14 protein-coding genes are annotated in these 26,791 nt (G+C 63.1%); 5 read left to right on the top strand and 9 right to left on the bottom strand.

The window, feature by feature from the left end:
* Positions 1–7: 7 nt before the first annotated feature.
* Positions 8–814: an MOSC domain-containing protein gene (locus EJ576_RS20965; protein WP_123474450.1), complete on the top strand. Its 807-nt coding sequence runs from the start codon at positions 8–10 to the stop codon at positions 812–814.
* A gap of 66 nt (positions 815–880) precedes the next feature.
* Here EJ576_RS20965 and EJ576_RS20960 read toward each other — a convergent pair whose 3' ends face one another.
* The 8 genes from EJ576_RS20960 to EJ576_RS20925 all read right to left on the bottom strand — a co-directional run bounded on the left by EJ576_RS20960 (position 881) and on the right by EJ576_RS20925 (position 10,335).
* Positions 881–1,165 carry a pyrimidine/purine nucleoside phosphorylase gene (locus tag EJ576_RS20960; protein ID WP_010208796.1) on the bottom strand — a complete coding sequence of 95 codons (285 nt, stop codon included), beginning with the start codon at positions 1,163–1,165 and terminating at the stop codon, positions 881–883.
* A 63-nt stretch (positions 1,166–1,228) separates the two neighbouring features.
* Positions 1,229–1,771, bottom strand: coding sequence for an exonuclease domain-containing protein (locus EJ576_RS20955; RefSeq protein ID WP_028617301.1), 543 nt, complete (start codon positions 1,769–1,771; stop codon positions 1,229–1,231).
* 73 nt (positions 1,772–1,844) lie between these two features.
* Entirely contained in the window at positions 1,845–3,728 is a 1,884-nt protein-coding gene (locus EJ576_RS20950; protein ID WP_126570999.1) for an acetyl/propionyl/methylcrotonyl-CoA carboxylase subunit alpha, read from the bottom strand.
* Between the two features lie 361 nt (positions 3,729–4,089).
* Positions 4,090–4,851 (bottom strand): enoyl-CoA hydratase/isomerase family protein, encoded by a 762-nt coding sequence (locus tag EJ576_RS20945; protein ID WP_126570998.1) that lies wholly within the window; start codon positions 4,849–4,851, stop codon positions 4,090–4,092.
* Positions 4,848–6,005 (bottom strand): citronellyl-CoA dehydrogenase, encoded by a 1,158-nt coding sequence (atuD, locus tag EJ576_RS20940; RefSeq protein ID WP_126570997.1) that lies wholly within the window; start codon positions 6,003–6,005, stop codon positions 4,848–4,850. Before atuD ends, EJ576_RS20945 begins: the two co-directional genes overlap by 4 nt.
* Positions 6,006–6,050: 45 nt before the next feature.
* A complete protein-coding gene (gene atuC, locus EJ576_RS20935) occupies positions 6,051–7,667 on the bottom strand; it encodes a geranyl-CoA carboxylase subunit beta (protein WP_126570996.1) in 1,617 nt (538 codons plus the stop codon).
* A 3-nt stretch (positions 7,668–7,670) separates the two neighbouring features.
* Positions 7,671–8,543: an SDR family oxidoreductase gene (locus EJ576_RS20930; protein ID WP_122725693.1), complete on the bottom strand. Its 873-nt coding sequence runs from the start codon at positions 8,541–8,543 to the stop codon at positions 7,671–7,673.
* Positions 8,544–8,556: 13 nt separating this feature from the next.
* On the bottom strand, positions 8,557–10,335 hold the full coding sequence (locus EJ576_RS20925) for an acyclic terpene utilization AtuA family protein (protein WP_126570995.1): 1,779 nt from the start codon (positions 10,333–10,335) through the stop codon (positions 8,557–8,559).
* Positions 10,336–10,488: 153 nt separating this feature from the next.
* Here EJ576_RS20925 and EJ576_RS20920 point away from each other — a divergent pair, with 153 nt between their 5' ends.
* Both EJ576_RS20920 and EJ576_RS20915 read left to right on the top strand, forming a co-directional pair.
* Entirely contained in the window at positions 10,489–11,112 is a 624-nt protein-coding gene (locus EJ576_RS20920; protein ID WP_122725697.1) for a TetR/AcrR family transcriptional regulator, read from the top strand.
* Between the two features lie 94 nt (positions 11,113–11,206).
* Positions 11,207–11,995, top strand: a complete 789-nt coding sequence (locus EJ576_RS20915; protein ID WP_122725699.1) for an ABC transporter substrate-binding protein — start codon at positions 11,207–11,209, stop codon at positions 11,993–11,995.
* A gap of 102 nt (positions 11,996–12,097) precedes the next feature.
* Here EJ576_RS20915 and EJ576_RS20910 read toward each other — a convergent pair whose 3' ends face one another.
* On the bottom strand, positions 12,098–12,649 hold the full coding sequence (locus EJ576_RS20910) for an RNA polymerase factor sigma-70 (protein ID WP_005789991.1): 552 nt from the start codon (positions 12,647–12,649) through the stop codon (positions 12,098–12,100).
* A 302-nt stretch (positions 12,650–12,951) separates the two neighbouring features.
* Between EJ576_RS20910 and EJ576_RS20905 the strand changes: the two genes are divergently transcribed.
* Both EJ576_RS20905 and EJ576_RS20900 read left to right on the top strand, forming a co-directional pair.
* Positions 12,952–13,704 (top strand): thioesterase II family protein, encoded by a 753-nt coding sequence (locus tag EJ576_RS20905; RefSeq protein ID WP_126570994.1) that lies wholly within the window; start codon positions 12,952–12,954, stop codon positions 13,702–13,704.
* 59 nt (positions 13,705–13,763) lie between these two features.
* Positions 13,764–26,654: a non-ribosomal peptide synthetase gene (locus EJ576_RS20900; protein WP_126570993.1), complete on the top strand. Its 12,891-nt coding sequence runs from the start codon at positions 13,764–13,766 to the stop codon at positions 26,652–26,654.
* Positions 26,655–26,791: the final 137 nt, after the last annotated feature.

Genomic DNA, 26,791 nt, shown 5'->3' with positions numbered 1-26,791 from the left:
CAGGCCCATGCTTCGTCTCAGCGCGTTGTACCGTTACCCCTTGAAGTCCGGCAAGGCCGAAATCCTGCAGCAGGTCGGCCTGGATAAGCTCGGGGTGGACGGGGACCGACGCTGGATGCTGGTGGATGAAGCCAGCGGGCGTTTCCTCACGCAGCGCGCTGTGGCTAAGATGAGTCAGTTGTCGGCGCTGTGGAACAGCAGCGGCGGCCTCACATTGAGTTCTCCGGGCTACGCCGCGCTGGACGTGGCGCTGCCGGGTAGCGACGCCGAATTGCGGGGGGTGACGATCTGGCGTGACACTCTGCGCGTACCGGACGCGGGAGACGCGGCGGCCGCTTGGGTCAGCGACTTCATCGGCAAGCCAACGCGCCTGGTGCAAATCCCCGTTGAACGCGCCCGCACCACCCAGGCCGGTTACGGCAAGGACGACGATCAGGTCGCGTTTGCCGACGGTTACCCGCTGCTGGTGATCGGTCAGGCGTCGCTGGACGATCTTTCCCAACGCATCGGCCGCTCCATGGACATGCTGCGCTTTCGTCCCAACCTCGTCATCGAGGGCAGCGCAGCCTTCGCCGAAGACGGCTGGAAACGCCTGCGCATCGGCGACGTGGAGTTCCGTGCGGTCAAGCCGTGCTCGCGCTGCATCCTCACCACCATCGACCCGCACACCGGCGAGCGCAGCGCCGACCGCGAACCCTTCGCCACGCTGGAGGCTTACCGCAAGACCGAAGACGGTGCGATTTTCGGCCAGAACCTGGTCAACGATGGCATTGGGCGGTTGGAAGTCGGGATGCCGGTGACGATCCTGGAGTAGTTTTCCTCACGTATAAAAAATGCCCGTCTCTTGTGAGACGGGCATTTTTTTGCTTCCGGGAAAGCCTTAGCCGCGGTATTCGCACAGGTAAGCAGTGTCCACGGCGACTTTCAGCTGGAACTTGCTGTTGGCCGGCACGTTGAACTGGCTGCCGGCGGCGAAGGTTTCCCACTCGCTGGCATCTGGCAGTTTGACGGTCAGCGCGCCGGACACCACGTGCATGATTTCACGTTGGGCGGTGCCGAATTCGTATTCGCCGGGGGCCATGACGCCGATGGTCGCCGGACCTTCTGCGGTGCCGAAAGCGATCGACTTGACGGTGCCGTCGAAGTACTCGTTGACTTTAAACATGGGCGATTCCTCGGAAAAGGGTCTGGAAAGGTCGGCCAGTATGCCCAAGGGCAGAGGAGCTGCCTAGACCGGCAAAATCAGCGGCAGCAGGCGCGCCGTATTGCGTGCATCCTCCAGCGCCCGATGTTGCTGGCCATGAAACTGCATCCCCGCCAATTGCAGGGCGCCATTGAGCCCCAGGGGCTTGTCCAGGCGGCGGGCCTTGGCGAAGCGTTGCTTGAGGTTCACATGGGGCGTGGTGGCGAGTGCGCTGGCCAGGCCATGGCGTTGCCATTCCAGTTCCAGTTGCTTGCGATCGTAATCGCCCCAGCTGGCCCAGCCTTCCAGGCGCGGCTGATGCTGGCCCAGCCAGCGCTCGAACAGCGGCCACACCTCGGTAATCGGCGCCGCGCTATCGATGTTGGCCTGGGTGATGTGGGTCAGTTGGCGGCAAAAGGGCGTCAGCAATGGCCGGCGCAGCGGCCGCACAAAGCGCTGGAAGTGGTCCAGCTCGCGGCCCTGGCGGTTGACCAGGCTCGCGCCGATCTCGATGACTTCCATCTCCGTCACGGGCCAGCCGCCTTCATCCGTTGTGGCTTCAAGGTCAATAATCAGCCAATGAGGCATCGTGCAGGTTCCCGTACTCTTCCCTTTCTGTTGGGGATAGAGCGTAGCCCGGCCCTGTAGTTCCGCCTAGGGGCTAGACGATCTCCAGCAGAACCTGACGATTGCGCACCTGATCACCGGCAATCACTTGCACGCCCTTGATCACGCCGTCGATACCGGCCGTCAGCGGATGCTCCATTTTCATGGCTTCGAGCACCAGCAGCAACTGGCCTTTGGTCACGCTGTCGCCGGCGCTGACCCGCACATCGACGATTGCACCGTCCATCGGCGCCTTGACCGTGCCGCTGCTGGCGTCGGCCTGGCGGCTGGCGACTTGCTGGGTGCGGTTGATCACCTTGAGGCCGGGCAGCCACAACTGATTGGCGTCGAGGTGATAGGCGGTGCGGCGCCGGATGCCATTGAAGACCAGGGTGGCATGGCGACCGTCGGTGGTGAGTTGCAGTGGCTCAGCACTGACGGTATGGATGTTCCCGTTGACCTCCAGGCGATAGGTGCAAGGCGCGCTGGCGTTGTTGCGCCATCCCGCCAGGCCTTGGGGGTGCTGGTTGGCACTGTGCTGGTAAAACAGCGCGGCGGCCAGGGCCAGCTGTTCTGTTGATGGCGTCAGGGGCGGGATTTCGCGGAAGTGCTCAGCGATAAACCCGGTACTGAAATCGCCGCCGACAAAGTCCGGATGCTTGAGCAAATCCACCAGCAGTGGCTGGTTGGTCGCGACCCCTAGCAGCACCGTGTCTTCCACTGCCCGGAGCAATTTGCGTCGCGCCTCTTCGCGAGTGGCGCCATGGGCGATGATCTTGCCCAGCATCGGGTCGTAGAACGGGCTGATGCGTTGGCCTTCCATCACGCCATGGTCGATACGCGCGCCAGTGGCTGGGTCCCAGCGCAACACATCGCCGGTTTGCGGCAGGAAGCCTTGGGTCGGGTCTTCCGCGTACAAGCGCACTTCCATGGCGTGGCCGCTGAGGGTGACGTCGGCCTGCGTCAACGGCAGCGGTTGGCCGGCGGCGATCTGCAGTTGCCAGTCCACCAGGTCGAGGCCGGTGATCAGTTCGGTCACCGGGTGTTCCACTTGCAGGCGCGTGTTCATTTCCAGGAAGTAGAACCGACCGTGGCGGTCGAGCAGGAACTCCACGGTGCCGGCGCCGACGTAGTTCACCGCACGTCCGGCCTTCAAAGCGGCTTCGCCCATGGCTTGGCGCAACTCGGGCGTCATGACAGGGCAGGGGGCTTCTTCGATGACTTTCTGGTGGCGGCGCTGGATCGAGCAGTCGCGCTCACCGAGGTAAATGAGGTGGCCGTGGCTGTCGCCGAACAGCTGGATTTCGACGTGGCGCGGGTCGATCAGGGCGTGTTCGAGGATCAGTTCGTCGCTGCCGAAGGCGTTTTTGGCTTCCGAGCGGGCGGTGTGCAGGTTGTCCAGCAGGTCTTTCGATTGGTGTACGAGGCGCATGCCGCGACCGCCGCCGCCGGCGCTGGCCTTGATCATCAGGGGGTAGCCGATGCGGTCGGCTTCCTGTTGCAGGGTGGTGTCGTCCTGGGCGCTGCCTTGGTAGCCGGCGATGCAGGGGACGCCGGCTTCGAGCATGGCGAGTTTGGATAGGCGTTTGCTGCCCATCAGTTCGATGGCCTCAACGCTGGGGCCGATGAAGGTGAGGCCGGCGTGTTGGCAGGCGCGGGCGAAGTCGGGGTTTTCGGAGAGGAAGCCGTAGCCGGGGTGGATGGCATCGGCGCCTGCTCGTTTGGCGGCGTTTATGATGCTTTCTATATTCAGGTACGACTGTTGGACGGGGGCGGGGCCGATGTGGACGGCTTCGTCGGCCATCTGGACGTGCAGGGCTTGGGCGTCGGCTTCGCTGTAGATGGCCACAGTGCGATAGCCTAGGGATTGGGCGGTGCGTTGGATGCGGCAGGCGATTTCGCCGCGGTTGGCGATTAGGATTTTTGTTAGCTGCGGCATTTTTGGGCTCCGGGTACATATCCGTTGTTTGGGTAACGGCTGCTATGGGTTCCGCCCTTACGGCGGCTCACTTTTGAAGAGCGCAAAAGTAAGCAAAACGCTCTTGCCCCAACACTCGGTGCCTCGCCTAGGCTCGGCATGCCCTCACTCCGGCTTGAATCCGTGGGCCGCCGCAATGGGCCATCCATGGCCCAGTGCGGCTAACCCGGCGTCCTGCCGGGTTACCCACGGATTCAAGCCTGCGTTCGGCCAGCGTGTTTGACGGGGCGCTCCAGATCAAAAGCGAGGCGGCCTGAAAGCCGACCTTTTTTGTGCGTCGTACGAGGTCAAAAATGTGGGAGCGGGCTTGCCCGCGATGGCGTCATCTGCACCACTTCGGTTTCCGCTTCTGCACAAACGCCTGCGTCCCCTCAATCCCTTCCTCACTCCTCACGGCCTCGGCAAACCACTGCGCTCCTCGATCCAGTACTGCCTCAATCGGTTCATCCACACTCGCGAGCAGCAGCGCTTTGGTCCGTGCATTGGCGCCTGGCGCACACTTCAGTACCTGGCTCAACACTTCATCCAATCGTTCTGCCAGCGCCTGCGGATCGCGCTCGGTAAAGTGCACGACCCCCAGTCGCTCGGCCTCTACGCCATCAAAGCGCGCGGCGGTGAGTGCCAAGCGGCGTGCCTGGGTCAGGCCAATCCGCTTCACCACAAAGGGTGCAATCTGTGCCGGCAACAAGCCCAGGCTGGTTTCCGGCAGGCCGAATTGCGCTTGGTGATCGGCGATGGCGATATCGCTCACGCACGCCAGGCCAAAACCGCCGCCCAGCACCGCGCCTTGCAGCACCACGATCACCACTTGCGGCACGGCTTCCACTGCCAGCAGCAAGGTGCCAAACGCCCGGTTCAGCGCCTGGAGTTGATTGCCCGCCGTGACCAGGTCTTTCACGTCCGCCCCGGCGCAAAAGTGCCCGCCTGCGCCGCTGATCACCACGGCCCGCGTCTGGCTATCCAGCTGCGCCAGCACGTTGCGCAGTTCATTGACCATTTCCAGGCTCATCGCATTGCGGCATTCCGGGCGGTTTAGGGTGATGTGCAGCACACCGTTGTGCGGTTCGAGCAGCAGGGTGTTCATGATTTTTTCCCCGGCAAGGTGCCCATCAGTTTGCAGATGATGCCCAGCATGATTTCGTCGGCGCCGCCGCCGATCGACACCAGGCGCACATCGCGATAGGCGCGGGCCACGGGGTTGTCCCACATGAAGCCCATGCCGCCCCAGTATTGCAGACAACTGTCGCTGACTTCGCGGCCCAGGCGCCCGGCCTTGAGCTTGGCCATGGAGGCCAGGCGGGTCACGTCCTGGCCTTTGATGTATTGCTCGGTGGCCTGGTAGACCAACGCGCGCAGGCATTCGATTTCGGTGGCGAGTTCGGCCAGGCGAAAGTGGATCACTTGGTTGTCGATCAGCGCCTTGCCGAAGGTCTGGCGCTCTTTGCAGTATTCGATGGTGCTGTCGATGCAGTACTCCAGGCCCTTGATCATGTTGGCCGCGCCAAACAGGCGTTCTTCCTGGAACTGCAGCATCTGCATCATGAACCCCGCGCCTTCGTGGCCGATGCGGTTACGTTGGGGCACGCGCACGCCGTCGAAGAACACCTGGGCAGTCTCGGAGCTGTGCATGCCGAGCTTTTCCAGGGGCGGGCTGACGCTGATGCCGGGGGTGTTCATCGGCACCATGATCAGCGACTTATTGATGTGCGGTTTGTCGTCGGAGGTGTTGGCCAGCAGGCAGATGAAGTCGGCGCTCGGCGAGTTGGTGATCCACATTTTGCTGCCGTTGATCACGTAGTCGTCACCGTCTTTGCGCGCGTGGGTCTTGAGCCCGGCCACGTCGGAGCCGGCGCCGGTTTCCGAGACGCCGATGCAGCCGACCTGCTCGCCGCTGATCGCCGGGCGCAGGAATTCGTCGCGCAGTTCATCGCTGCCAAAGCGGGCGAGGGCGGGGGTGCACATGTCGGTCTGCACGCCGATGGACATGGGGATGCCGCCACAGCGGATGGTGCCGAACTCTTCGGCGGCGACGATGGAGTAGCTGTAGTCCAGGCCCATTCCACCGAATTGCTCCGGCTTGGAAATGCCCAGCAGGCCGAGGTCGCCGGCCTTGCGGAAGATCTCGTGGATGGGAAAGCGCCCAGCTTTTTCCCATTCGTCCACATGGGGGTTGATCTCGCGGTCGACGAAGGCGCGGACGGTGCGGCGCAATTCCCGGTGTTCCTGGGTAAAGATCATTTTTATTGTGCTCCTTATCGCGACGCGGAGCGTCTCGGGCGAAATTTAGAGGCGTGCTACACCGAAGGTATTGGCTTGCAACTCACGCACCTCGGCCTCATGGCAGATATCCAGCAGAAAGCCCAGCAAGGTTCGCGTATCCCGTGGATCAATCAGTCCGTCATCCCATAGGTTCGCGCTGCCGTAGAGCGCAGTGGACTGGCTGTCGAGCTTCTGCGCGGTGACCTGTTCCAGCATGTCCAGCACCTTGGGGTCCGGCACCAGGCCATCTTTCAGTTGCTTGGCCTCGGTGACAATGCGCAGCACCTTGCCCGCCTGTGCGCCGCCCATCACCGCCGTGCGGCTGTTGGGCCAGGCGAAAATGAAGCGAGGGTCGAGCCCACGGCCGCACATCGCATAGTTGCCGGCGCCATAAGAACCGCCCACCACTATCGTCAGTTTAGGCACCCGTGCATTGGCCACTGCCTGGATCATCTTCGCGCCGTGCTTGATCACGCCTTGCTGCTCCGACTCGGTGCCGACCATGAAACCGGTGGTGTTGTGCAGGAACAGCAACGGCGTGCGGCTCTGGTCGCAGAGCTGGATAAATTGCGCGGCCTTGCTCGCGCCCTTGGGTGTGATCGGGCCATTGTTGCCGATCACACCGACGGCGCGACCCTGGATGTGCAGGTGGCCGCAGACGGTGTGGGCATCGAACTCGCCTTTGAATTCGAGGAAGTGCGAGCCGTCGGCCAGGCGCGCGAGGATTTCGCGGACGTCGTAGGGTTTTTTCGGGTCGTCGGGGATCAGGCCCAGCAGTTCTTCAATGGGGTACAGCGGTTCTTTATAGGGACGTCTGGGCACTGCGGGCAGGCGATCATTCCAGGGCAGCAGGCCGACGATCTCCCGCGCGATGCGCACGCCATCAGCGTCGTTTTCCGCCAGGTATTCGGCGGTGCCGGCGATTTGCGCGTGCATCTCGGCGCCCCCGAGTTCTTCATCCGTCGCCACTTCACCCGTTGCGGCTTTGAGCAGCGGCGGTCCGGCGAGGAACAGCTTGGCCCGCCCGCGCACAACCACCGCGTAATCCGACAGCCCCGGCTGATAGGCGCCGCCGGCCGTGGCCGAGCCGTGTACCACAGTGATCTGCGGCAAGCCCATGGCCGACATGCGTGCCTGGTTGGCAAAGCTGCGCGCGCCCTCCACGAAAATCTCTGCGGCGTAGTTGAGGTTGGCGCCGCCGCTTTCGGCCAGGGTCACCACCGGCAGTTTGTTCTCCATGGCGATCTGTTGCAGGCGCAGGGACTTCTTAAGGCCGGTGGGGGAAATGGTGCCGCCCTTGATCGCGCTGTTATTGGCCACCACCAGCATGCGCACGCCGCTGACGTAGCCGATGCCGGCGATCAACCCACCGCCGGCGGCGCTGCCGTCCTTGTCATCGTGCAGCTTGTAGCCGGCCAGGCTGGCAAGTTCCAGGAACGGCGCGCCGGGGTCCAGCAGCAGGTTGAGGCGCTCGCGGGGCAGTAGTTGGCCGCGTTTGTCGAACTTGGGCTTGGCCTCCTGAGCCTTGGCGAGCAGGTTGGATTCCAACTGATGAAGTTGGGCGATGGTCGCGAGCATGGCCGCGCGGTTTTGTGCGAACTGGGCGCTGTGGGCGTCGATCAGGGATTCAATCACCGGCATGGTTTATTTCTCCGCCTTGAGCACATCCGGCAGGTAAGCACGATGAAAGCCATTGAAGGACTCGCTCGGTGCCTGCGCCTTGTGCAACGGCCAGGCGCGGCTGCCCAGGCTGGCCGCGCCGTCGATGCGCAAGGTGCTGCCGCTAATAAACGCGGCGGCGGGGCTGAGCAGGAACACGATGGCCGCGCTGACTTCGGATTCGGTGCCGATACGCTTGAGCGGCACGTGTTCGCGCAACGTCGGGATCACCGCCTTGAACGCGCCTTCATAGGTGTCCATGCCGCTGGAGGCGATCCAGCCCGGCGCAACGGCGTTGACCCTTACCCCGGCGTAGCCCCATTCGAAGGCGGCGGTCTTGGTGAAGTTGTCCATGCCGGCGCGCGCGGCACCCGAGTGACCCATGCCGGGCATGCCACCCCACATGTCCGCGAGCATGTTGACGATGGCGCCGCCGTGTTTGCTCATGGATTGGTTGAACACTTCGCGGGCCATCAGGAAGCCGCCGACGAGATTGGTGCGGACTACGGTTTCAAAGCCTTTCTGGTTGATTGAAGCCAGCGGTGACGGGTATTGCCCTCCGGCGTTGTTAACCAGGCCGTGGATCGGGCCGTATTGTTGAATGAGGTGGCTGACCAGTGTGGTGACGCTGATTTCGTCGCGAATATCGCAAGCGCCCCACTGCGCAACGCCGCCATCTTCGGCAATTTCTGCCGCGACCCTCTCCAACTTTTCCGGCTTGCGCCCCACCAGGATCACCTGGGCACCCAGGGCCGCCAGTTCATGGGCGGTACAGCGGCCAATACCACTGCCGCCGCCGGTAACAATCACGGTGTGACCCTGGAACAGGTCGGTTTTGAAGATCGAGTCGAAGGCCACGGCAACGCTCCTGTTATTTGAGTAAATCTGCGATCTGTTGCGGCACGGCGATAGGGATTTCCAGCAGTTGCTGGGCGAAGGCCTTGCCCTGCGGATCGATGCGCAGGCTGGCGATACCGCCGCCGCCCAGGGCGTTTTCCAGCAGGAAGTTGAGGCTGTGGCTGCCGGGCAAATACCAGCGCTCGACGCGACCGTGCACGGGGTCCAACACGTGGCCCATCCAGTCGACGATCACTTCCGGGGTCAGCGCTTCGGCGATCCACGGCAAGTACTCGGGATCGCGTGCGATCACGCCGATATTGCTGTGGTTGCCCTTGTCGCCGGAGCGCGCCACGGCCAGTTTCACCAGCGGTACGCTGGCGTCGGCGCGGCCTTGTGGCTTGGGAGGGTCAATCGGTGCTTCGGGCAGGGCGGGGGCGTCGGCAACCGGCAGGGTGCAGGCGTGGCGTTCCCCTTGAAAGTCGATCAGCAGCTCGCAGGCGGATTTATCGATCAGGAATGAAAACAGCCGGATCAACGGGTACACGGTCGGTCGTCCGCCGACGATGCCGGTCAGGCCCGGCGCCATGCCAGTGGCGGCTTGGGCAATCTCACGGGCGAACAGCACCAGCGCCTGTTTATTCGGGTGACGCACCGCCAGTTTCACCACCACTTCACGGCAGTCCTGGCGCCTTGCGTGAGTGCCATAGGTCGCTTCACTGCCGAGCAGTTCGATATTCACCTCGGTGTAAGGCGCCCAGCCGCGTTGGCTGAACAGCTCCGAGGTCTTGTCGATGATTGCCTGGCTGACCCGCTCGGCCTTGGCCACTGCGTCGATTCCGGCGATCAGGCAACTGGCGGTGCAGCGGAAACCGTCCGGGTAGGTCGCGCTGACCTTGTACTGATCGGTGGGCGGCAAACCCTTGGCGCCGTGCAGGCGCACGCAGTTTTTGCCCTGCTGCTGCAATTTGACCTGGCTGAAGTCGCAGATCACATCCGGCAGCAGATAGGCGCGCGGGTCGCCGATTTCATACAGCAATTGTTCGGCGACGCTGAGTTCGCTGATCAACCCACCGGTACCGTCGACCTTACTGACGGTGAATTGGCCGTCGGCGCTGACTTCAACGATGGGAAAACCGATGTGTGCGTAGTCCGGCACGTCGCGCCAATCAGTGAAATTACCGCCGGTGCACTGCGCGCCGCATTCGATGATATGCCCGGCCAATGCGGCCTGGGCGAGGCGGTCGTAGTCCTGCCAGGACCAATCGAACTCATGCACCAGCGCCGCGCTGACCACGGCGCTGTCGACCACGCGGCCGGTGATGACGATATCCGCGCCCAGGGCCAGTGCCTGGGTGATGCCCGGTGCGCCGAGATAAGCATTGGCGGACACGCACACGGGCGGCAAGGGGGTGCCGTTGAACATGTCCGTGATGCCGTGCAGTGGCTTGAGCTGGGGAAGCAGGTCATCGCCCAACAGTACGGCGATTTTGAGTTCGACACCGGCTTTGTCGCACGCCGCTTGCAGGGCGGCGGCACAGGCTTGTGGATGGATGCCGCCAGCATTGCTGATCACGCGAATGCCCTGGCGTTGGATATCCGCCAACAACGGCGTGAGCACGTCGACAAAATCCGTGGCGTAGCCCGCCTGGGGATCCTTCATGCGCGCGCCAGCGAGGATCGACATCGTGACTTCCGCCAAGTAGTCGAACACCAAGTAATCCAGCGTGCCGCCGTTCACTAGTTGGGCGGCGGCGGTGCAGGTGTCGCCCCAGAAGGCGCTGGCACAGCCGATACGAACCGTCTTGCTCATGAGAAATCCTTCCTCGAATGGCTGTGGGCGAGACTACCAAGCAAGCGCTTGGTTTGTAAACTCCAGTCACAAGTTTTAGCCAAGCGCTTGCTTGGGTGGCCGCCACGGCCTAAATTGCCGGCCAAGACGTCCGTGGAAGTAGAGGAGAGAGGCATGGATGAGCATAAAGCCCAGCGGGTGATGCGCACCATGGTCGACGGCGGCCAATTGACCGACCCCGACAGCGCCCGGGGCAAGCTGCTGCAGACGGCCGCCCACTTGTTTCGCAACAAAGGCTTCGAGCGCACGACCGTGCGTGACCTGGCCAGTGCTGTGGGCATTCAGTCCGGCAGTATCTTTCACCACTTCAAGAGCAAGGACGAGATCCTGCGTGCGGTGATGGAAGAAACCATCCACTACAACACCGCGATGATGCGCGCGTCCCTTGAGGAAGCCACCAACGTACGCGAGCGGGTGCTGGCGCTGATCCGCTGCGAATTGCAGTCGATCATGGGCGGCAGCGGCGAGGCGATGGCGGTGCTGGTGTACGAATGGCGCTCCTTGTCGGCCGACGGCCAGGCCCAGGTGCTGGCCCTGCGTGACGTGTATGAGGCACTGTGGCTGCAGGTGCTGGGCGAGGCCAAGGACGCCGGTTACATCAGGGGCGATGTATTTATCACCCGACGTTTTCTGACCGGGGCGTTGTCGTGGACGACCACCTGGTTCCGCGCAGAAGGCAGCATGACCCTCGAACAACTGGCTGAAGAAGCCCTGTTGATGGTTTTGAAGGCCGATTGAAGTGCAAGCTATTAATTTGCCGGTAGAAAGTTGTCTCGCCAGACAAAAACGCCTAGCTTATTGCCATTAGTGTTTTTGAACGGTGTGTGCCTTGATGTTTTCGCCATGGCGGCTGGCTGCAGGACTTACCTTTTGGGCACTGGGCACCGCGTGGTGGATGCCAGCCTCGGCTGCGCAGTTGGTGCGCATCGGTGCGGCGCACTTTCCACCCTACACCGTGCGCCCGGAGCAGGGCGCCGATACGGGGTTGCTGCCGCAACTGGTCGAGGCCTTGAACGCCGCGCAAACCGATTACCAGTTTGTGTTGGTGCCCACCTCTATCCCTCGACGCTTCCGCGATTTCGAGCAGGGCCGAGTCGATATGGCGATCTTCGAAAACCCCGCCTGGGGCTGGCAGAAGATTTCCCACACGACAGTCGACATGGGTCTGGAAGACGCGGAAATTTTCGTCGCCCAGCGAGAGCCCGGCCGTGATCAGGCTTACTTCGCTGACTTGAACGGCAAGCGCCTGGCGGTATTCAGCGGTTATCACTACGCCTTCGCCAACTTCAACCCCGACCCCAAGTACATGGCCGAGCACTTCAATGCCACGTTGACCTACTCCCATGACAGCAACCTGTTGATGGTCGCGCGCGGGCGAGCCGACATCGCCCTGGTGACGCGTTCGTACTTGAGTGACTTCATGGTGCGCAACGCGGATATGGCCGGGCAGTTCCTGGTGTCGGAACGCATTGACCAGGTCTATCACCACTACGCCTTGTTGCGCCCGAAAGCGCCGATTACGGGGGAAGCGTTTGCCGCGTTGCTCAAGCGTTTGCGCGATGATGGCGAGATGCTGAAGATTTTCGAGCCGTATCGTATCGATGTGATGCCGGTGCCCTGACAGGCACGATACAGATCGTCCTGGTGGACATAGGCTCATGTGGGAGCAGGCAAGCCAGCTCCCACATTTAATTTGCTGAGTGTCAGATCACTCTGCTGAGCGTCAAACCCGACGTGCAAACGTATCGCTATGGCTCCCCGACACCTTGCGGCAGTGCACCAGCGCATCCCGGATCATGAAGTTCACCAGGGTCGGCGACACGCCGAGTTCCTTGGCGATGTCCTTTTGCGGGACGCCGTGCAAACGGTACATCTCGAACGCGTAGCGCGTGCGTTGCGGCAGCTCCGTCAGGGCGTCGGCGATGTTTTCCAGGGTGTTGAAGTTGATGTGCGAGGTTTCCGGTGAAGCGCCGTGAATAACCACATTCAAGCCTTCCTCTTCCGTCCCGGAGTATTTGAGCTCCAGGGCCTGCTTGCGGTAGTGATCGATGGCCAGGTTGCGCACGATCTGGAACAGATAACTCAATTGAGCCTTGAACGATGACGTGATCGTCGGTGCCGACTGCAGCCGGAAGTAGGCGTCCTGCACTACGTCTTCTGCACGGGAGCGGCAGCCGGTAATGCGCGCCGCGATCTTCACCAGAATCAGCCGATTATCGACGAATGCCTGGAGAAGCGGTGAGTCGCACCTGCCTGTGGATACTTGTTCCGTCATGGAAATCACCTTGTCGCAAAAGAGGTTAGGGGAGGGCGTCCTTGCTGAGGCCTCCTACACATCGGGCAACAAATTATGCTGAATGATAATGATTGTCAAATGAGAAGGCGAACTAATCTTATGCTTTCTTGTTAGGTGTGAACCACGTCTCTCTCGTACCCGGCGACTAATTATTTGCCGGTGCCGTCCGTTCTTCTGGGTGACAGGTCCGTTAGCAATACGGCCAAGGATCAGCACCCGCAGGAGGACGAAATGGGTTTCTATCGTGCATACAGCGTGTTTCAGTTTGGAGTCGTCACTCGATGAGTACGCCGACCCGACTGCGCCTGTTCTGCCTGCCCTATTCGGGCGCCAGCGCCATGGTTTATGCGCGCTGGCGCCGGGCCCTGCCTGAATGGTTGCAGGTGTGTCCGCTGGAGTTGCCCGGGCGTGGCATGCGCATGGACGAGCCGTTGCAGCGCGATATCAAGGCCTTGGCGGCCCAGCTCGCGGACGAAATCAGCCACGACTTGAGCGGCCCCTACGCCTTGTTCGGTCACAGCCTTGGGGGCCTGCTCGCCTTCGAACTGGCGCATGCGTTGCGTGCGCGCAACGTGCCGCCGCCGCTTGCCCTCTTCGCTTCCGGAACGGCCGGACCGGCGCGTCGCGACGTCAGCGAGTACGCCATCGAAAAGACCGATGAACAACTGATCGCCCGTCTGCGCGAACTGCAAGGCACCGCCGAAGAGGCCTTGGCCAACCCCGAGTTGATGCAGTTGATGCTGCCGATCCTGCGCGCCGATTTCCTGTTGTGCGGCAGCTTCACCTACGGCGAGCGCACACCGCTGGGCATGCCGATCCACGTGTTTGGCGGCAAGCAGGACAGCGTGCGCGCCGACCAGTTGCTCGACTGGCAGCTCGACGCCGCCAGCGGCTTTTCCCTGGACATGTTCGACGGCCACCACTTCTTCCTCATGCAACACGAAAGCGCCGTGCTGCGCTGCATGCGGCGCTACGCCGACGAACACCTGGCCCGCTGGCGCAATGGCGCGGCACGGTCACTCGCCGTCGGCTGAACAAGCCCCCCCCCCCGAATTCTTGAATTTCCCGTAAGCCGATTTCAGGCAGGAACCCCATGATGGACGCCTTCGAACTTCCCCGCACCCTGGTCCAGTCCCTTCAACGTCGCGCCGCGCAGACCCCGGACCAGGTCGCCCTGCGCTTCCTCGCCGAGTCCGCCGAGCACAGCGTTGTGCTCAGTTACCGCGACCTGGACCAGCGCGCCCGCACCATCGCCGCCGCCTTGCAAGCCAATGCGGACCAGGGTGACCGTGCCGTGCTGTTGTTTCCCAGCGGCCCGGATTACGTTGCGGCGTTCTTTGGTTGCCTCTACGCGGGTGTGATTGCAGTGCCGGCCTATCCACCGGAGTCCACCCGTCGTCACCATCAGGAGCGCCTGCTGTCGATCATCAGCGATGCCGAGCCGCGCCTGTTGCTGACCATCGCCAGCCTCGCCGATGGCTTGTCGCAGATCGAAAACGCGCCGCCGGTATTGAGCGTCGATAGCTTGGAAAACCTCGGCCATTGGGTCGCCCCTGACCTGCATCCGGACGACATCGCGTTCCTGCAATACACCTCTGGCTCCACCGCGCTTCCCAAGGGCGTACAAGTCAGCCACGGCAACCTGGTCGCCAACGAAGTGTTGATCCGTCGCGGTTTTGGCATCGACCTGAACCCGGATGACGTGATCGTCAGCTGGCTGCCGCTGTACCACGACATGGGCCTGATCGGCGGCCTGCTGCAACCGATCTTCAGTGGCGTGCCCTGCGTGCTGATGTCGCCGGCTTACTTCCTCGGTCGCCCCTTGCGCTGGCTGGAAGCGATCAGCGAATACGGCGGTACCATCAGCGGCGGTCCGGATTTCGCCTATCGCCTGTGCAGCGAACGGGTCAGCGAGACGGCCCTGGAACGCCTGGATCTGAGCCAATGGCGCGTGGCCTATTCCGGTTCCGAACCGATCCGCCTCGACACCCTGGAACGTTTCGCCGAGAAGTTCGCCACCTGCGGTTTTACCTCGAACAATTTCTTTGCCTCCTACGGCCTGGCCGAGGCGACCCTGTTTGTCGCAGGCGGCAGCCGTGGCCATGGCATCCCAGCGCTGCGTGTCGACGAGCAGGCCCTGGCCGCCAACCGCGCCGAACCGGGGCAGGGCAGTGCGATCATGAGCTGCGGCACCAGCCAGCCGGAACACGCGGTGCTGATCGCGGACCCCTACACCCTCACCGAGCTGGGCGACAACAGCGTCGGCGAACTCTGGGCCACCGGCCCGAGCATCGCCCACGGCTACTGGCGCAACCCCGAAGCCACCGCCAAGACCTTCGTAGAGCACGCTGGTCGTACCTGGCTGCGCACGGGCGACCTGGGCTTCATCCGTGACGGCGAGGTGTATATCACCGGTCGCCTCAAGGATTTACTGATCGTACGCGGCCACAACCTGTATCCCCAGGACATCGAGCAGACCATCGAGCGCGAAGTGGAAGTGGTGCGCAAAGGGCGGGTTGCGGCATTTGCGGTGAATGAACAGGGCCTGGAAGGTATCGGCATTGCCGCCGAAATCAGCCGCAGCGTGCAGAAAATCCTACCGCCTGAAGCGCTGATCAAGGCGATCCGCCAGGCTGTCGCCGAGGCGTATCAAGAGGCGCCAAGCGTGGTGGTGCTGCTCAACCCCGGCGCCTTGCCGAAGACCTCCAGCGGCAAAGTGCAGCGCGCAGCCTGTGCGCTTCGTCACAAGGACGGCAGCCTCGACAGTTATGCCCAGTTCCCCGACCTGCAAACGCAGGCGAGCGATGGGGCGCTGGAATCCGAGTTGCACAACCAGATTGCGGCGATCTGGTGTGAGCAACTGAACATCGCAAGCGTTGCCGCCGATGATCATTTCTTCCTGCTCGGCGGCAACTCCATCACCGCCACCCAGGTGGTCGCACGCCTGCGCGAAACCCTCGGCCTGGAACTGAACCTGCGCATGCTGTTCGAAGCGCCGACCCTGGAAGGCTTCGCCGCCAACGTTGCGCAGTTGCAGCAAGACGGTGGCGTCGCCGAAGGCGCGATTCACAGCTTGTCGCGCCAGGAGGAACTGCCCCAATCCCTGGCACAGAACCGCCTGTGGATCACCTGGCAACTGGACCCCCGCAGCAGCGCCTACACCATCCCCGGCGCCCTGCGCCTGCGCGGTGAGCTGGATGAAGACGCCGTGCGCGCCAGCTTCCAGCAATTGATCCAGCGCCACGAAGCCCTGCGTACGCGCTTCTATGAGCGCGACGGCCAGGCTTTCCAGCGTGTCGACGCCAAAGCGGATTTCGAGCTGCAAGTCATCGACCTCAGCGACCTGCCCGTTGCCGAGCGCGAAGCCCGTGCGCAACAGATCCGCGAAGACGAAGCGCGCACCCAGTTCGACCTGGAAAAAGGCCCGCTGCTGTGGGTGACCCTGGTGCGCCTGGACGATGAAGATCACCAACTGCTGGTGACGCTGCACCACATCATCGCCGACGGCTGGTCGCTCAACATTTTGATCGACGAATTCTCACGCCTCTACGCCGCCGCAGCCCAGGGCCAAACCCTGGAACTGCCGCCCCTGGCCCTGCAATACGCCGACTACGGCAGTTGGCAGCGTCAATGGTTGGCCGAAGGTGAAGGCCTGCGTCAACTGGCGTACTGGAAAGCGCAGTTGGGTGAAGAGCATCCCACCCTCAGCCTGGCGACCGACCACTCGCGCTCGGCACACCACTGTCACAGTGCCTCACGCCACACCGTGCGGCTTGGCGCGAGCCTCAGCGAAGCGATTCGCCAGACAGCCCAGGCCAACGAGTCCACCCCATTCATGCTGCTGTTGGCGGCATTCCAAAGCCTGCTGCATCGCTACAGCGGCCAGCGCGACATTCGCATCGGCGTGCCCAACGCCAACCGCCCGCGCCAGGAAACCCAAGGCCTGGTCGGCTTCTTCATCAACACCCTCGTGTTGCGTGCCGAGCTGGATGGACGCCTGCCGTTCAACGAGCTATTGGCCGCGACACGCCAGGCGGCGCTGGGTGCCCAAGCCCATCAGGACCTGCCGTTCGAACAACTGCTGGAAGCCTTCCCGCAGGCCCGCGAGCAGGGCCTGTTCCAGGTCATGTTCAACCATCAGCAACGCGACCTCAGCGCTTTGCGTCGCCTGCCGGGCATGCTCGCCGACGAGTTGCCGTGGCACAGTCGCGAAGCCAAGTTCGACCTGCAACTGCACACCGAAGAAGACCGCAACGGGCGCCTGAGCCTGTCGTTCGACTACGCTGATGAACTGTTCGAAAACGCGACCATCCAGCGCCTGGCCGAGCACTACATCAACCTGTTGCACGCCGTCTGCGAGCAGCCCCAGCAAGCCATCGGCGACCTTGCGCTGATGCAACACGACGAACAGGCGCTTTACAGCGAAGCACCCTGCGCGCCAGCCCAGCAGTGGCTGCCGGAGCTGCTTAACCAGCAGACCTCGGACGCCACCGCGCTGGTCTGGGACGGCGGCAGCCTGACCTTCGCCCAACTGCACACCCAGGCCAACCGCCTGGCCCATTACCTGCGCGACAAAGGCGTCGGCCCGGACGTGTGCGTGGCCATCGCCGCCGAGCGTTCGCCGCAATTGCTGGTCGGCTTGCTGGCGATCATCAAGGCCGGTGGCGCCTACGTGCCGCTGGACCCGGATTACCCCGCCGAGCGCGTGGCCTACATGCTCAAGGACAGTGGCGTACACCTGCTGCTGACCCAGACTGCGCTGCTGGAACAGGTGCCGAGTGCCGAGGGCGTTTGCGTGATCGCCATGGACAGCCTGCACCTCGATAGCTGGCCAACCCAGCCGCCCGGCCTGCACCTGCACGGCGATAACCTCGCCTACGTGATCTACACCTCCGGTTCCACCGGCCAGCCCAAAGGCGTGGGCAATACGCATGCGTCTTTGGCCGAGCGCTTGCAGTGGATGCAGGCCACTTATCAACTCAATGAAACCGACGTGCTGATGCAAAAGGCGCCGATCAGTTTTGACGTGTCGGTGTGGGAATGCTTCTGGCCACTGATTACCGGATGCCGTCTGGTGCTGGCTGGCCCCGGTGAGCATCGCGACCCGCACCGCATCGCGCAGCTGGTGCAGGAACACGGCGTGACCACGCTGCACTTTGTGCCGCCGCTGTTGCAGTTGTTTATCGACGAGCCGTTGGTGGCTGAATGTACCAGCCTGCGTCGCCTGTTCTCCGGCGGCGAAGCCTTGCCCGCCGAGTTGCGCAACCGTGTGTTGGCACAGTTGCCAGCGGTGCAATTGCACAACCGTTATGGCCCGACCGAAACCGCGATCAACGTGACTCACTGGCACTGCCGCGCCGAAGACGGCGAGCGCTCGCCGATTGGCCGGCCGCTGGGCAATGTGATCTGCCGTGTGCTGGATGAACAGCTCAACCCTGTGCCGTTGGGCGTGCCGGGTGAGCTGTGCATCGGCGGAATCGGCCTGGCCCGCGGTTACCTCGGACGTGCCGGGTTGACGGCGGAGCGTTTTGTTGCCGATCCCTATGGTGAAGCAGGCGCACGCTTGTATCGCACCGGTGACCGCGCCCGTTGGAATGCCGACGGCGTGATCGAGTACCTCGGTCGCCTCGATCAGCAGGTCAAGCTACGCGGCTTTCGTGTGGAGCCGGAAGAAATCGAAGCGCGCATGCTCGCCCTGGAGGGTATCGCCCAAGCCGTGGTGAGGGTGCGTGACGGGCAGTTGATCGGTTACTTCACCGCCCAGGGCGAACTGGATGAGGAGGATGTAAAAACCGCCCTGGCCGCCGAGCTGCCGGAGTACATGGTGCCCGCGCTGCTGATGCGTCTGGACGCCATGCCGCTGAGCCCCAGCGGCAAGCTGGACCGCCGTGCATTGCCGGAACCGGTGTGGCAAGTGCGTGAACATGTCGAACCCGAAACCGCGCTGCAACAGCAGATCGCCGCCATCTGGCGCGAAGTCCTCGGCCTGCCAAGCATCGGCCTGCGCGATGACTTCTTCGCCCTTGGCGGCCATTCGTTGCTGGCCACGCAGATCATCTCTCGCACCCGCCACGCGTGTGACGTCGAGCTGCCGTTGCGCACCCTGTTCGAAGCCAGTGAGTTGGGGGCGTTTGCCGAGCAAGTCGGCCTGATCCAAGCGTCGGGCCAGCGCAACCAACAGACTGCCATCGCCAAGGTCGACCGCAGCCAACCGGTGCCGTTGTCCTATTCCCAACAGCGCATGTGGTTCCTGTGGCAGATGGAACCGGACAGCCCGGCCTATAACGTCGGCGGCATGGCGCGCCTGCGCGGCGTGCTGGATGTGGGACGTTTCGAGGCGGCGTTGCAAGCGCTGATCATGCGCCACGAAACGCTGCGCACGACGTTCCCGAGCGTCGACGGTGTGGCCTATCAGAAGGTTTCGCCGCAAACGGGACTGCGCATGGACTGGCAGGATTTTTCCGCGCTGAGCGAAACCGAACGCCAACCGCGCCTGCAACAACTGGCCGATCACGAGGCGCACACGCCATTCAATCTGGAAACCGGGCCGTTGCTGCGTGCGTGCCTGGTCAAGGCCGGCGAGCAGGAACACTACCTGGTCCTGACCCTGCACCATATCGTCACCGAAGGCTGGGCCATGGACATATTTGCCCGTGAACTCAGCGCGTTGTACGAAGCCTTTATCGACGAGCGCGACTCGCCGCTGGCGCCGCTGCCCGTGCAATACCTCGACTACAGCGTGTGGCAGCGCCAGTGGCTGGAATCCGGCGAGCGTCAACGCCAATTGGATTACTGGACTGCGCAACTGGGCAATGAACACCCGCTGCTGGAACTGCCCGGCGACCGTCCGCGTCCGTCTGTGCAAAGCCACCAGGGCGAGTTGTATCGCTTCGACCTCAGCGACGCCCTTGCGGCCCGCGTACGTGCCTTCAATGCCGAACGCGGCCTTACCCTGTTCATGACCATGACCGCCACCCTGGCTGTGTTGCTCTACCGCTACAGCGGCCAGACCGACCTGCGTATCGGCGCTCCGGTCGCCAACCGCATTCGCCCGGAAAGCGAAGGCCTGATCGGCGCGTTCCTCAATACCCAGGTGCTGCGTTGCCAGCTCAATGGGCAGATGAATGTCGCTGAGTTGTTCGAGCAAGTGCGCCACACCGTGATCGAGGGCCAGTCCCATCAGGATTTGCCGTTTGATCATCTGGTGGAAGCCCTGCAACCCCCGCGCAGCGCAGCGTACAACCCGCTGTTCCAGGTGATGTGCAACGTGCAGCGCTGGGAGTTCCAGCAAAGCCGCCAACTGGCTGGCATGACCGTCGAATACCTGGCCAACGATGCCCGTGCGACCAAGTTCGACCTCAACCTGGAAGTCACCGACCTCGACCATCGCCTGGGTTGCTGCCTGACCTACAGCACCGACCTGTTCGACGAACCGCGCATTGCGCGCATGGCCGAACATTGGCGCAACCTGCTGGAAGCCTTGATCGCGGATCCGCAACAACGCCTCAGCGAACTGCCGTTGCTGGGCGTGGATGAACAGCGTGTGTTGCAAGACAGCCTGGGCATCGAGAAAGGTGAGCACCGTCTCGATCAGTGCATCCACCCACTGTTCAGCCAGCAGGCGGCAACCCGTGGCGATGCGCCAGCGCTGACCTTTGCTGGCGTGACGCTCAGCTACCGTGAACTCGACGCCCGCGCCAACCGCCTGGCCTGGATGCTGCGCGAGCGTGGCGTCGGCCCGCAGGTGCGTGTCGGCCTGGCGTTGCCGCGCTCCCTGGAAATGGTCATCGGCCTGCTGGCGATCCTCAAGGCGGGCGGCGCCTACGTGCCGCTGGACCCGGAATATCCGCTGGATCGCCTGCACTACATGATCGAAGACAGCGGCATCGGCCTGCTGCTCAGCGATGCGGCGATGTTCGAAGCCCTCGGCGAGTTGCCGGCCGCCGTGGCCTGCTGGTGTCTGGAGGATGATTTGCCGGTGCTGACCAACTACCCGGCCGATGCGCTGCCGCTTATCAGCCTGCCGCAACACCAGGCGTACTTGATCTACACCTCCGGCTCCACCGGCAAGCCGAAAGGCGTGGTGGTGTCCCACGGGGAAATCGCCATGCATTGCGCGGCGGTGATCGAGCGGTTTGGCATGCGCGCGGATGACTGCGAGCTGCACTTCTATTCGATCAACTTTGACGCCGCCACTGAGCGCCTGTTGGTGCCGCTGCTCAGCGGCGCGCAGGTGGTGTTGCGTGCCCAGGGTCAGTGGGATGCCGAGGAAATCTGCGGATTGATCCGCACCCATGGCATCAACATCCTGGGCTTCACCCCGAGCTACGGCAGCCAGTTGGCGCAGTGGTTGGCGACTCAGCAGCAGACCTTGCCGGTGCGCATGTGCATCACCGGTGGCGAAGCCCTGACCGGCGAACACTTGCAGCGCATCCGTGCCGCGTTCCAGCCACAGGTGTTCTTCAACGCCTATGGCCCGACTGAAACCGTGGTGATGCCGCTGGCCAGCCTTGCACCGGAGCAGTTGGAGGAGGGCGCCGCCAGCGTGCCGATCGGCAGCATCATCGGTGACCGCGTGGCTTACATTCTCGACGCCGACCTGGCCCTGGTGCCGCAAGGCGCGACCGGCGAGTTGTACGTCGGCGGGGCGGGCCTGGCCCAGGGGTATCACCAGCGTCCGGGCATGACCGCCGAACGTTTTGTCGCGGACCCGTTTGCGCGCAACGGCGGGCGCCTGTACCGCACCGGTGACCTGGTGCGCCAACGCGCCGATGGCCTGGTGGAGTACCTGGGGCGGATCGACCATCAGGTGAAAGTCCGTGGTTTCCGTATCGAGCTGGGCGAGATCGAAACCCGTCTGCTGGAACATGCAGCCGTGCGCGAAGCGGTGGTGCTGGCGTTGGATTCGCCGAGCGGCAAACAGCTGGTGGCGTATCTGGTCAGCGATGCCGAGCACGGCGCGCTGCGTGACGCGCTGAAGGCCCATCTCAAGGCGCAACTGCCGGACTACATGGTGCCCGCGCACCTGATCGTGCTGGACAGCATGCCGCTGACCGCCAATGGCAAGCTCGACCGCCGTGCCCTGCCGCAACCAGATCCTGAGGCAAACCGCCAAACATATGTGGCGCCACGCAATGAACTTGAAAGCACCCTGGCTGCGATCTGGTGTGCGGTACTGAACGTGCAGCAAGTCGGGCTGGACGATAACTTCTTTGAGCTGGGTGGCGACTCGATCCTGTCGATCCAGGTGGTCAGCCGTGCGCGGCAGGCCGGGATTCATTTCAGCCCGCGTGATCTGTTCCAGCACCAGACCGTGCAGACCCTGGCCGCCGTAGCCACGCGTTCCGAGCAAATCACCGCAGAGCAAGGCGTGCTTACCGGCCCTTCGGGGCTGACGCCAATTCAGCATTGGTTCTTCGACACCGAGATCCCGAACCGTCAGCACTGGAACCAGTCGCTGGTCCTCAAGCCGCTGCAACTGCTCGATCCCCATCGCCTGGAGCAAGCGCTGCTGGCAGTGCTGGAACATCACGACGCCCTGCGCCTGAGCTTCTGCCAGCGCGACGCGCAATGGCACGCCGAGCATTTGGCCGTGCCGGAAGGCGGCGTGTTGATGCAGGCGCAAGTGCGCGACATGGCGCACTGCACCGCGCTGTTCACCGACACCCAGCGCAGCCTCGACCTGCAACACGGCCCGCTGTTGCGTGCTTTGCTGGTGGACGGTCCCGAGGGGCAGCAACGGTTGCTGATCGCGATCCATCATCTGGTGGTGGACGGTGTGTCGTGGCGCGTGTTGTTGGAAGACCTGCAAAACGTCTACCGTCAACTCAGCGACGGTCAGTCCGTCAGCCTACCGGCCAAGACCAGCGCCTTGCGTGACTGGGCCGCGCGTTTACAGGCCTATGCCGGCAGCGAATCCCTGCGTGAAGAATTGAGCGTCTGGCAAGACCAATTGGCTGGGCCGGAAACCGTATTGCCGGTGGCCCGTCCGCAAGGCTCGCTGCGTAATCGCGATGCCGACACCGTCAGCGTGCGCCTGGATGCCGAACACACCCGCCAGTTGCTGCAACAGGCGCCAAGTGCCTACCGCACCCAGGTCAACGACCTGTTGCTGACCGCCTTGGCCCGCGTGTTGTGCCGCTGGAGCGGCCACCCTTCGGCGTTGATCCAACTGGAAGGCCACGGCCGTGAAACCCTGTTCGATGAAATCGACCTGACCCGCAGCGTCGGCTGGTTCACCAGTGCCTATCCGCTGCGCCTGACCCCGCACGCCGGGCAGGGCGATTCGATCAAGGCGATCAAGGAACAACTGCGCGGCGTGCCTCATAAAGGGCTGGGCTATGGCGTGCTGCGCTACCTGGCCGATGACCTGTGCAAACAGAGCATGGCTGCGCTGCCGAGCGCACAGATCACCTTCAACTACCTCGGTCAGTTCGACCAGAGTTTCGGCGCCGATGCGCTGTTCCATCCGCTGGACGAGCCCGCCGGCCTGGCCCATGACCCGGACGCGCCGCTGCCCAACGAGTTGAGCGTCGACAGCCAGGTGTACGGCGGTGAATTGGTGCTGCGCTGGACCTTCAGCCGCGAACGCCATGATCAACAGAGCATCCATGAACTGGCAGATGCCTATCTCGCTGAGCTGCAAAGCCTGGTCGCGCATTGCCTGCAAGACGATGCCGGTGGCCTCACGCCGTCCGACTTCCCGCTGGCGCACCTGACCCAATCGCAACTCGACAGCTTGCCGATTGCCGCCAGCGCCATCGAAGACGTCTACCCGCTGACCCCCATGCAGGAAGGCCTGCTGCTGCACACCCTGTTGGAGCCCGGCACCGGCCTCTACTACATGCAGGACCGCTACCGCATCAACAGCGCCCTCGACCCCGAGCGTTTCGCCCAGGCCTGGCAGGCGGTGATCGCCCGTCACGAAGCCCTGCGCGCCTCGTTCTGCTGGAACGTCGGCGAAGACATGCTGCAAGTGATCCACAAACCGGGCAGCACGCCGATTGAGTACCTGGACTGGAGCAACGACCCGCAAAGCGAACAGGAGCCGCGCCTGCAAGCGCTGCTCAAGCAAGAGCGCGAAGCCGGTTTCGATCTGCTCAACCAGGCACCGTTCCACCTGCGCCTGATCCGCGTCGGCGCCGAGCGCTACTGGTTCATGATGAGCAACCACCACATCCTTATCGATGCCTGGTGCCGTTCGTTGCTGATGAATGACTTCTTCGAGCTCTACATGGCCCTCGGTGAAGGCCGCGACCCGCAACTGGCCACACCGCCGCGTTATCGCGACTACATCGCCTGGCTGCAACGCCAGAACCTGAATGAGGCACGCCAATGGTGGCAGCAGAACCTGCAAGGCTTCGAACGCACCACGCCGATCCCGAGCGACCGGCCGTTCCTGCGTGAGCACGCGGGCCACAGCGGCGGCATGGTGGTGGGCGACTGCTACACCCGCCTCGATGCCCGCGACGGTGCGCAACTGCGTGAACTGGCCCAGGCTCACCAACTGACCGTCAACACTTTTGCCCAGGCGGCATGGGCGCTGGTGCTGCGTCGCCTGAGCGGCGATCGCGACGTGTTGTTCGGTGTGACCGTGGCCGGCCGCCCGGTGGAAATGCCGGAGATGCAACGCACCGTCGGCCTGTTCATCAACAGCATCGCCCTGCGAGTGAAACTGCCCGAGGATGACCAGCGTTGCAGCGTGCGCCAGTGGCTGAGTGGTTTGCTCGACAGCAATATGCAGCTGCGCGAGTACGAATACCTGCCGCTGGTGACGATCCAGGAACACAGCGAACTGCCCAAGGGCCAACCGCTGTTCGACAGCCTGTTCGTGTTCGAAAACGCCCCGGTGGAAGTCTCGGTGCTGGACCGCGCACAAAGCCTGAATGCCACCTCGGACTCCGGCCGCACCCACACCAACTTCCCGCTGACGGCCGTGTGTTATCCGGGCGATGACCTGGGCCTGCACCTGTCTTACGACCAGCGCTACTTCGACGAAACCACCGTGCAAGGCATGCTCGGCGAGTTCAAGCGCCTGCTGCTGGCGTTGGTCCAAGGCTTCCATGGCGACATGGCCGACCTGCCGCTGATTGGCGAGCAGGAGCGTGAGTTCCTGGTGGAGGGCTGCAACCAGAGTGAGCATGTTTACCCGCTGGAGCGCAGCTACATCGAACTGTTCGAAGAACAGGTCGCCGCGCATCCACAGCGCATTGCCGCCAGTTGCCTTGATCAGCAATGGAGCTATGACGAACTGAACCGCCGCAGCAACGGCCTCGGCCATGCGCTGATAGCCGCGGGTGTCGGTCTGGATCAGCCGGTGGCATTGCTGGCCGAACGTAATCTCGACCTGCTCGGCATGATCATCGGCAGCTTCAAGGCGGGTGCAGGCTACTTACCGCTGGACCCAGGCCTGCCCAGCCAGCGCCTGCGCAGCATCATCGACCTGAGTCGTACGCCGTTGCTGGTCTGCACCGAAGCATCGCGCGAGCGGGCCATCGAATTGCTGGAGGGTTTCGACTGCCAGTTGCTGGTGTGGGAAGAGATACCGGCACGTGGCGAAAACCCCGGCGTCTACAGTCGCCCGGACAACCTCGCCTATGTGATCTACACCTCGGGCTCCACCGGCCTGCCCAAAGGCGTGATGGTGGAACAGCGCGGCATGCTCAATAACCAGTTGAGCAAGGTCCCATACCTGACCTTGAGCGACGCCGATGTGATCGCGCAGACCGCGTCGCAGAGCTTCGATATTTCCGTATGGCAGTTCCTGGCGGCGCCGCTGTTTGGCGCAAGGGTGGATATCGTGCCGAACACCATCGCGCATGATCCCCAAGGCCTGCTCGAACACGTTCAGACCCAAGGGATCACCGTGCTGGAAAGCGTGCCATCACTGATCCAGGGCATGTTGGCCCAGGAGCGCATCAGCCTGGATGGCCTGCGCTGGATGCTGCCAACCGGCGAAGCGATGCCACCGGAGCTGGCGCATCAGTGGTTGTTGCGTTACCCCGAGATCGGGCTGGTGAACGCTTATGGTCCGGCGGAATGTTCGGACGATGTGGCGTTCTACCGCGTCGACCTGGCGTCGACCCGTGGCACCTACTTGCCGATTGGTACGCCGACCGACAACAACCGTTTGTATCTGCTGGATGGCGCGCTGGAGTTGGTGCCGCAAGGTGCTGTGGGTGAGCTATGCGTTGCCGGTACGGGCGTCGGTCGCGGTTACGTCAGCGACCCGCTGCGCACCGCTCCCGTGTTTGTACCCAACCCGTTCGGCGCAGCGGGCGAACGCCTCTACCGCACCGGCGACCTCGCGCGCCGTCGCAGTGACGGTGTGCTGGAGTACGTCGGGCGTGTCGACCACCAAGTAAAGATTCGCGGCTACCGCATCGAACTGGGTGAAATCGAAGCACGCCTGCACGAACAACCGGAATTGCGCGATGCGGCGGTAGGCGTGCAGGAAGGCGTCAACGGCAAGCACCTGGTCGGCTACCTGGTGGCGGCGGATGAGGTACTGAACCCAAGCGAACGCCTCGACCGCATCAAGCAACGCCTGCGTGCTGAACTGCCGGAATACATGGTGCCGCTGCACTGGCTGTGGCTCGACCGCCTGCCGCTCAACGCCAATGGCAAACTCGACCGCAAGGCGCTGCCTGCGCTGGAGATCGGCCAGTTGCAAAGCCAGGACTACCTGGCGCCGCGCAACGAGTTGGAAACCACCTTGGCCGCGATCTGGGCCGAAGTGCTGAAGGTTGAGCGGGTAGGGGTGCAAGACAACTTCTTCGAACTGGGCGGGCATTCGCTGCTGGCCACGCAGATTGCCTCGCGGGTGCAGAAGACCTTGCAGCGGGATGTGCCGCTGCGGGCGATGTTCGAGTGCAGCACGGTGGCGGAGTTGGCTGAGTACATTGATGGGCTGGCGGCCAATGAGATCAGTGCCGAGAAGGTGGATCGGTTGAGTGATTTGATGGCGGAGTTGGAGGGGTTGTGAGGGGGCTGTTGGTCGGTCAATGCCTGGTTTTGCGTCAGAACTGTCAATTCTGACAGTAGGCAAAAGAAAGGAAAAAGAGCTTATTGAGGCGAGTCCCTCAGCCTCGGATGGGCTGAGGGCAGAACCCTTGGAACACG

This window comes from Pseudomonas sp. C 49-2, from assembly GCF_003970195.1.
GTDB lineage: Bacteria > Pseudomonadota > Gammaproteobacteria > Pseudomonadales > Pseudomonadaceae > Aquipseudomonas > Aquipseudomonas canadensis.
This window is presented reverse-complemented; position numbering and strand designations above follow the sequence as displayed.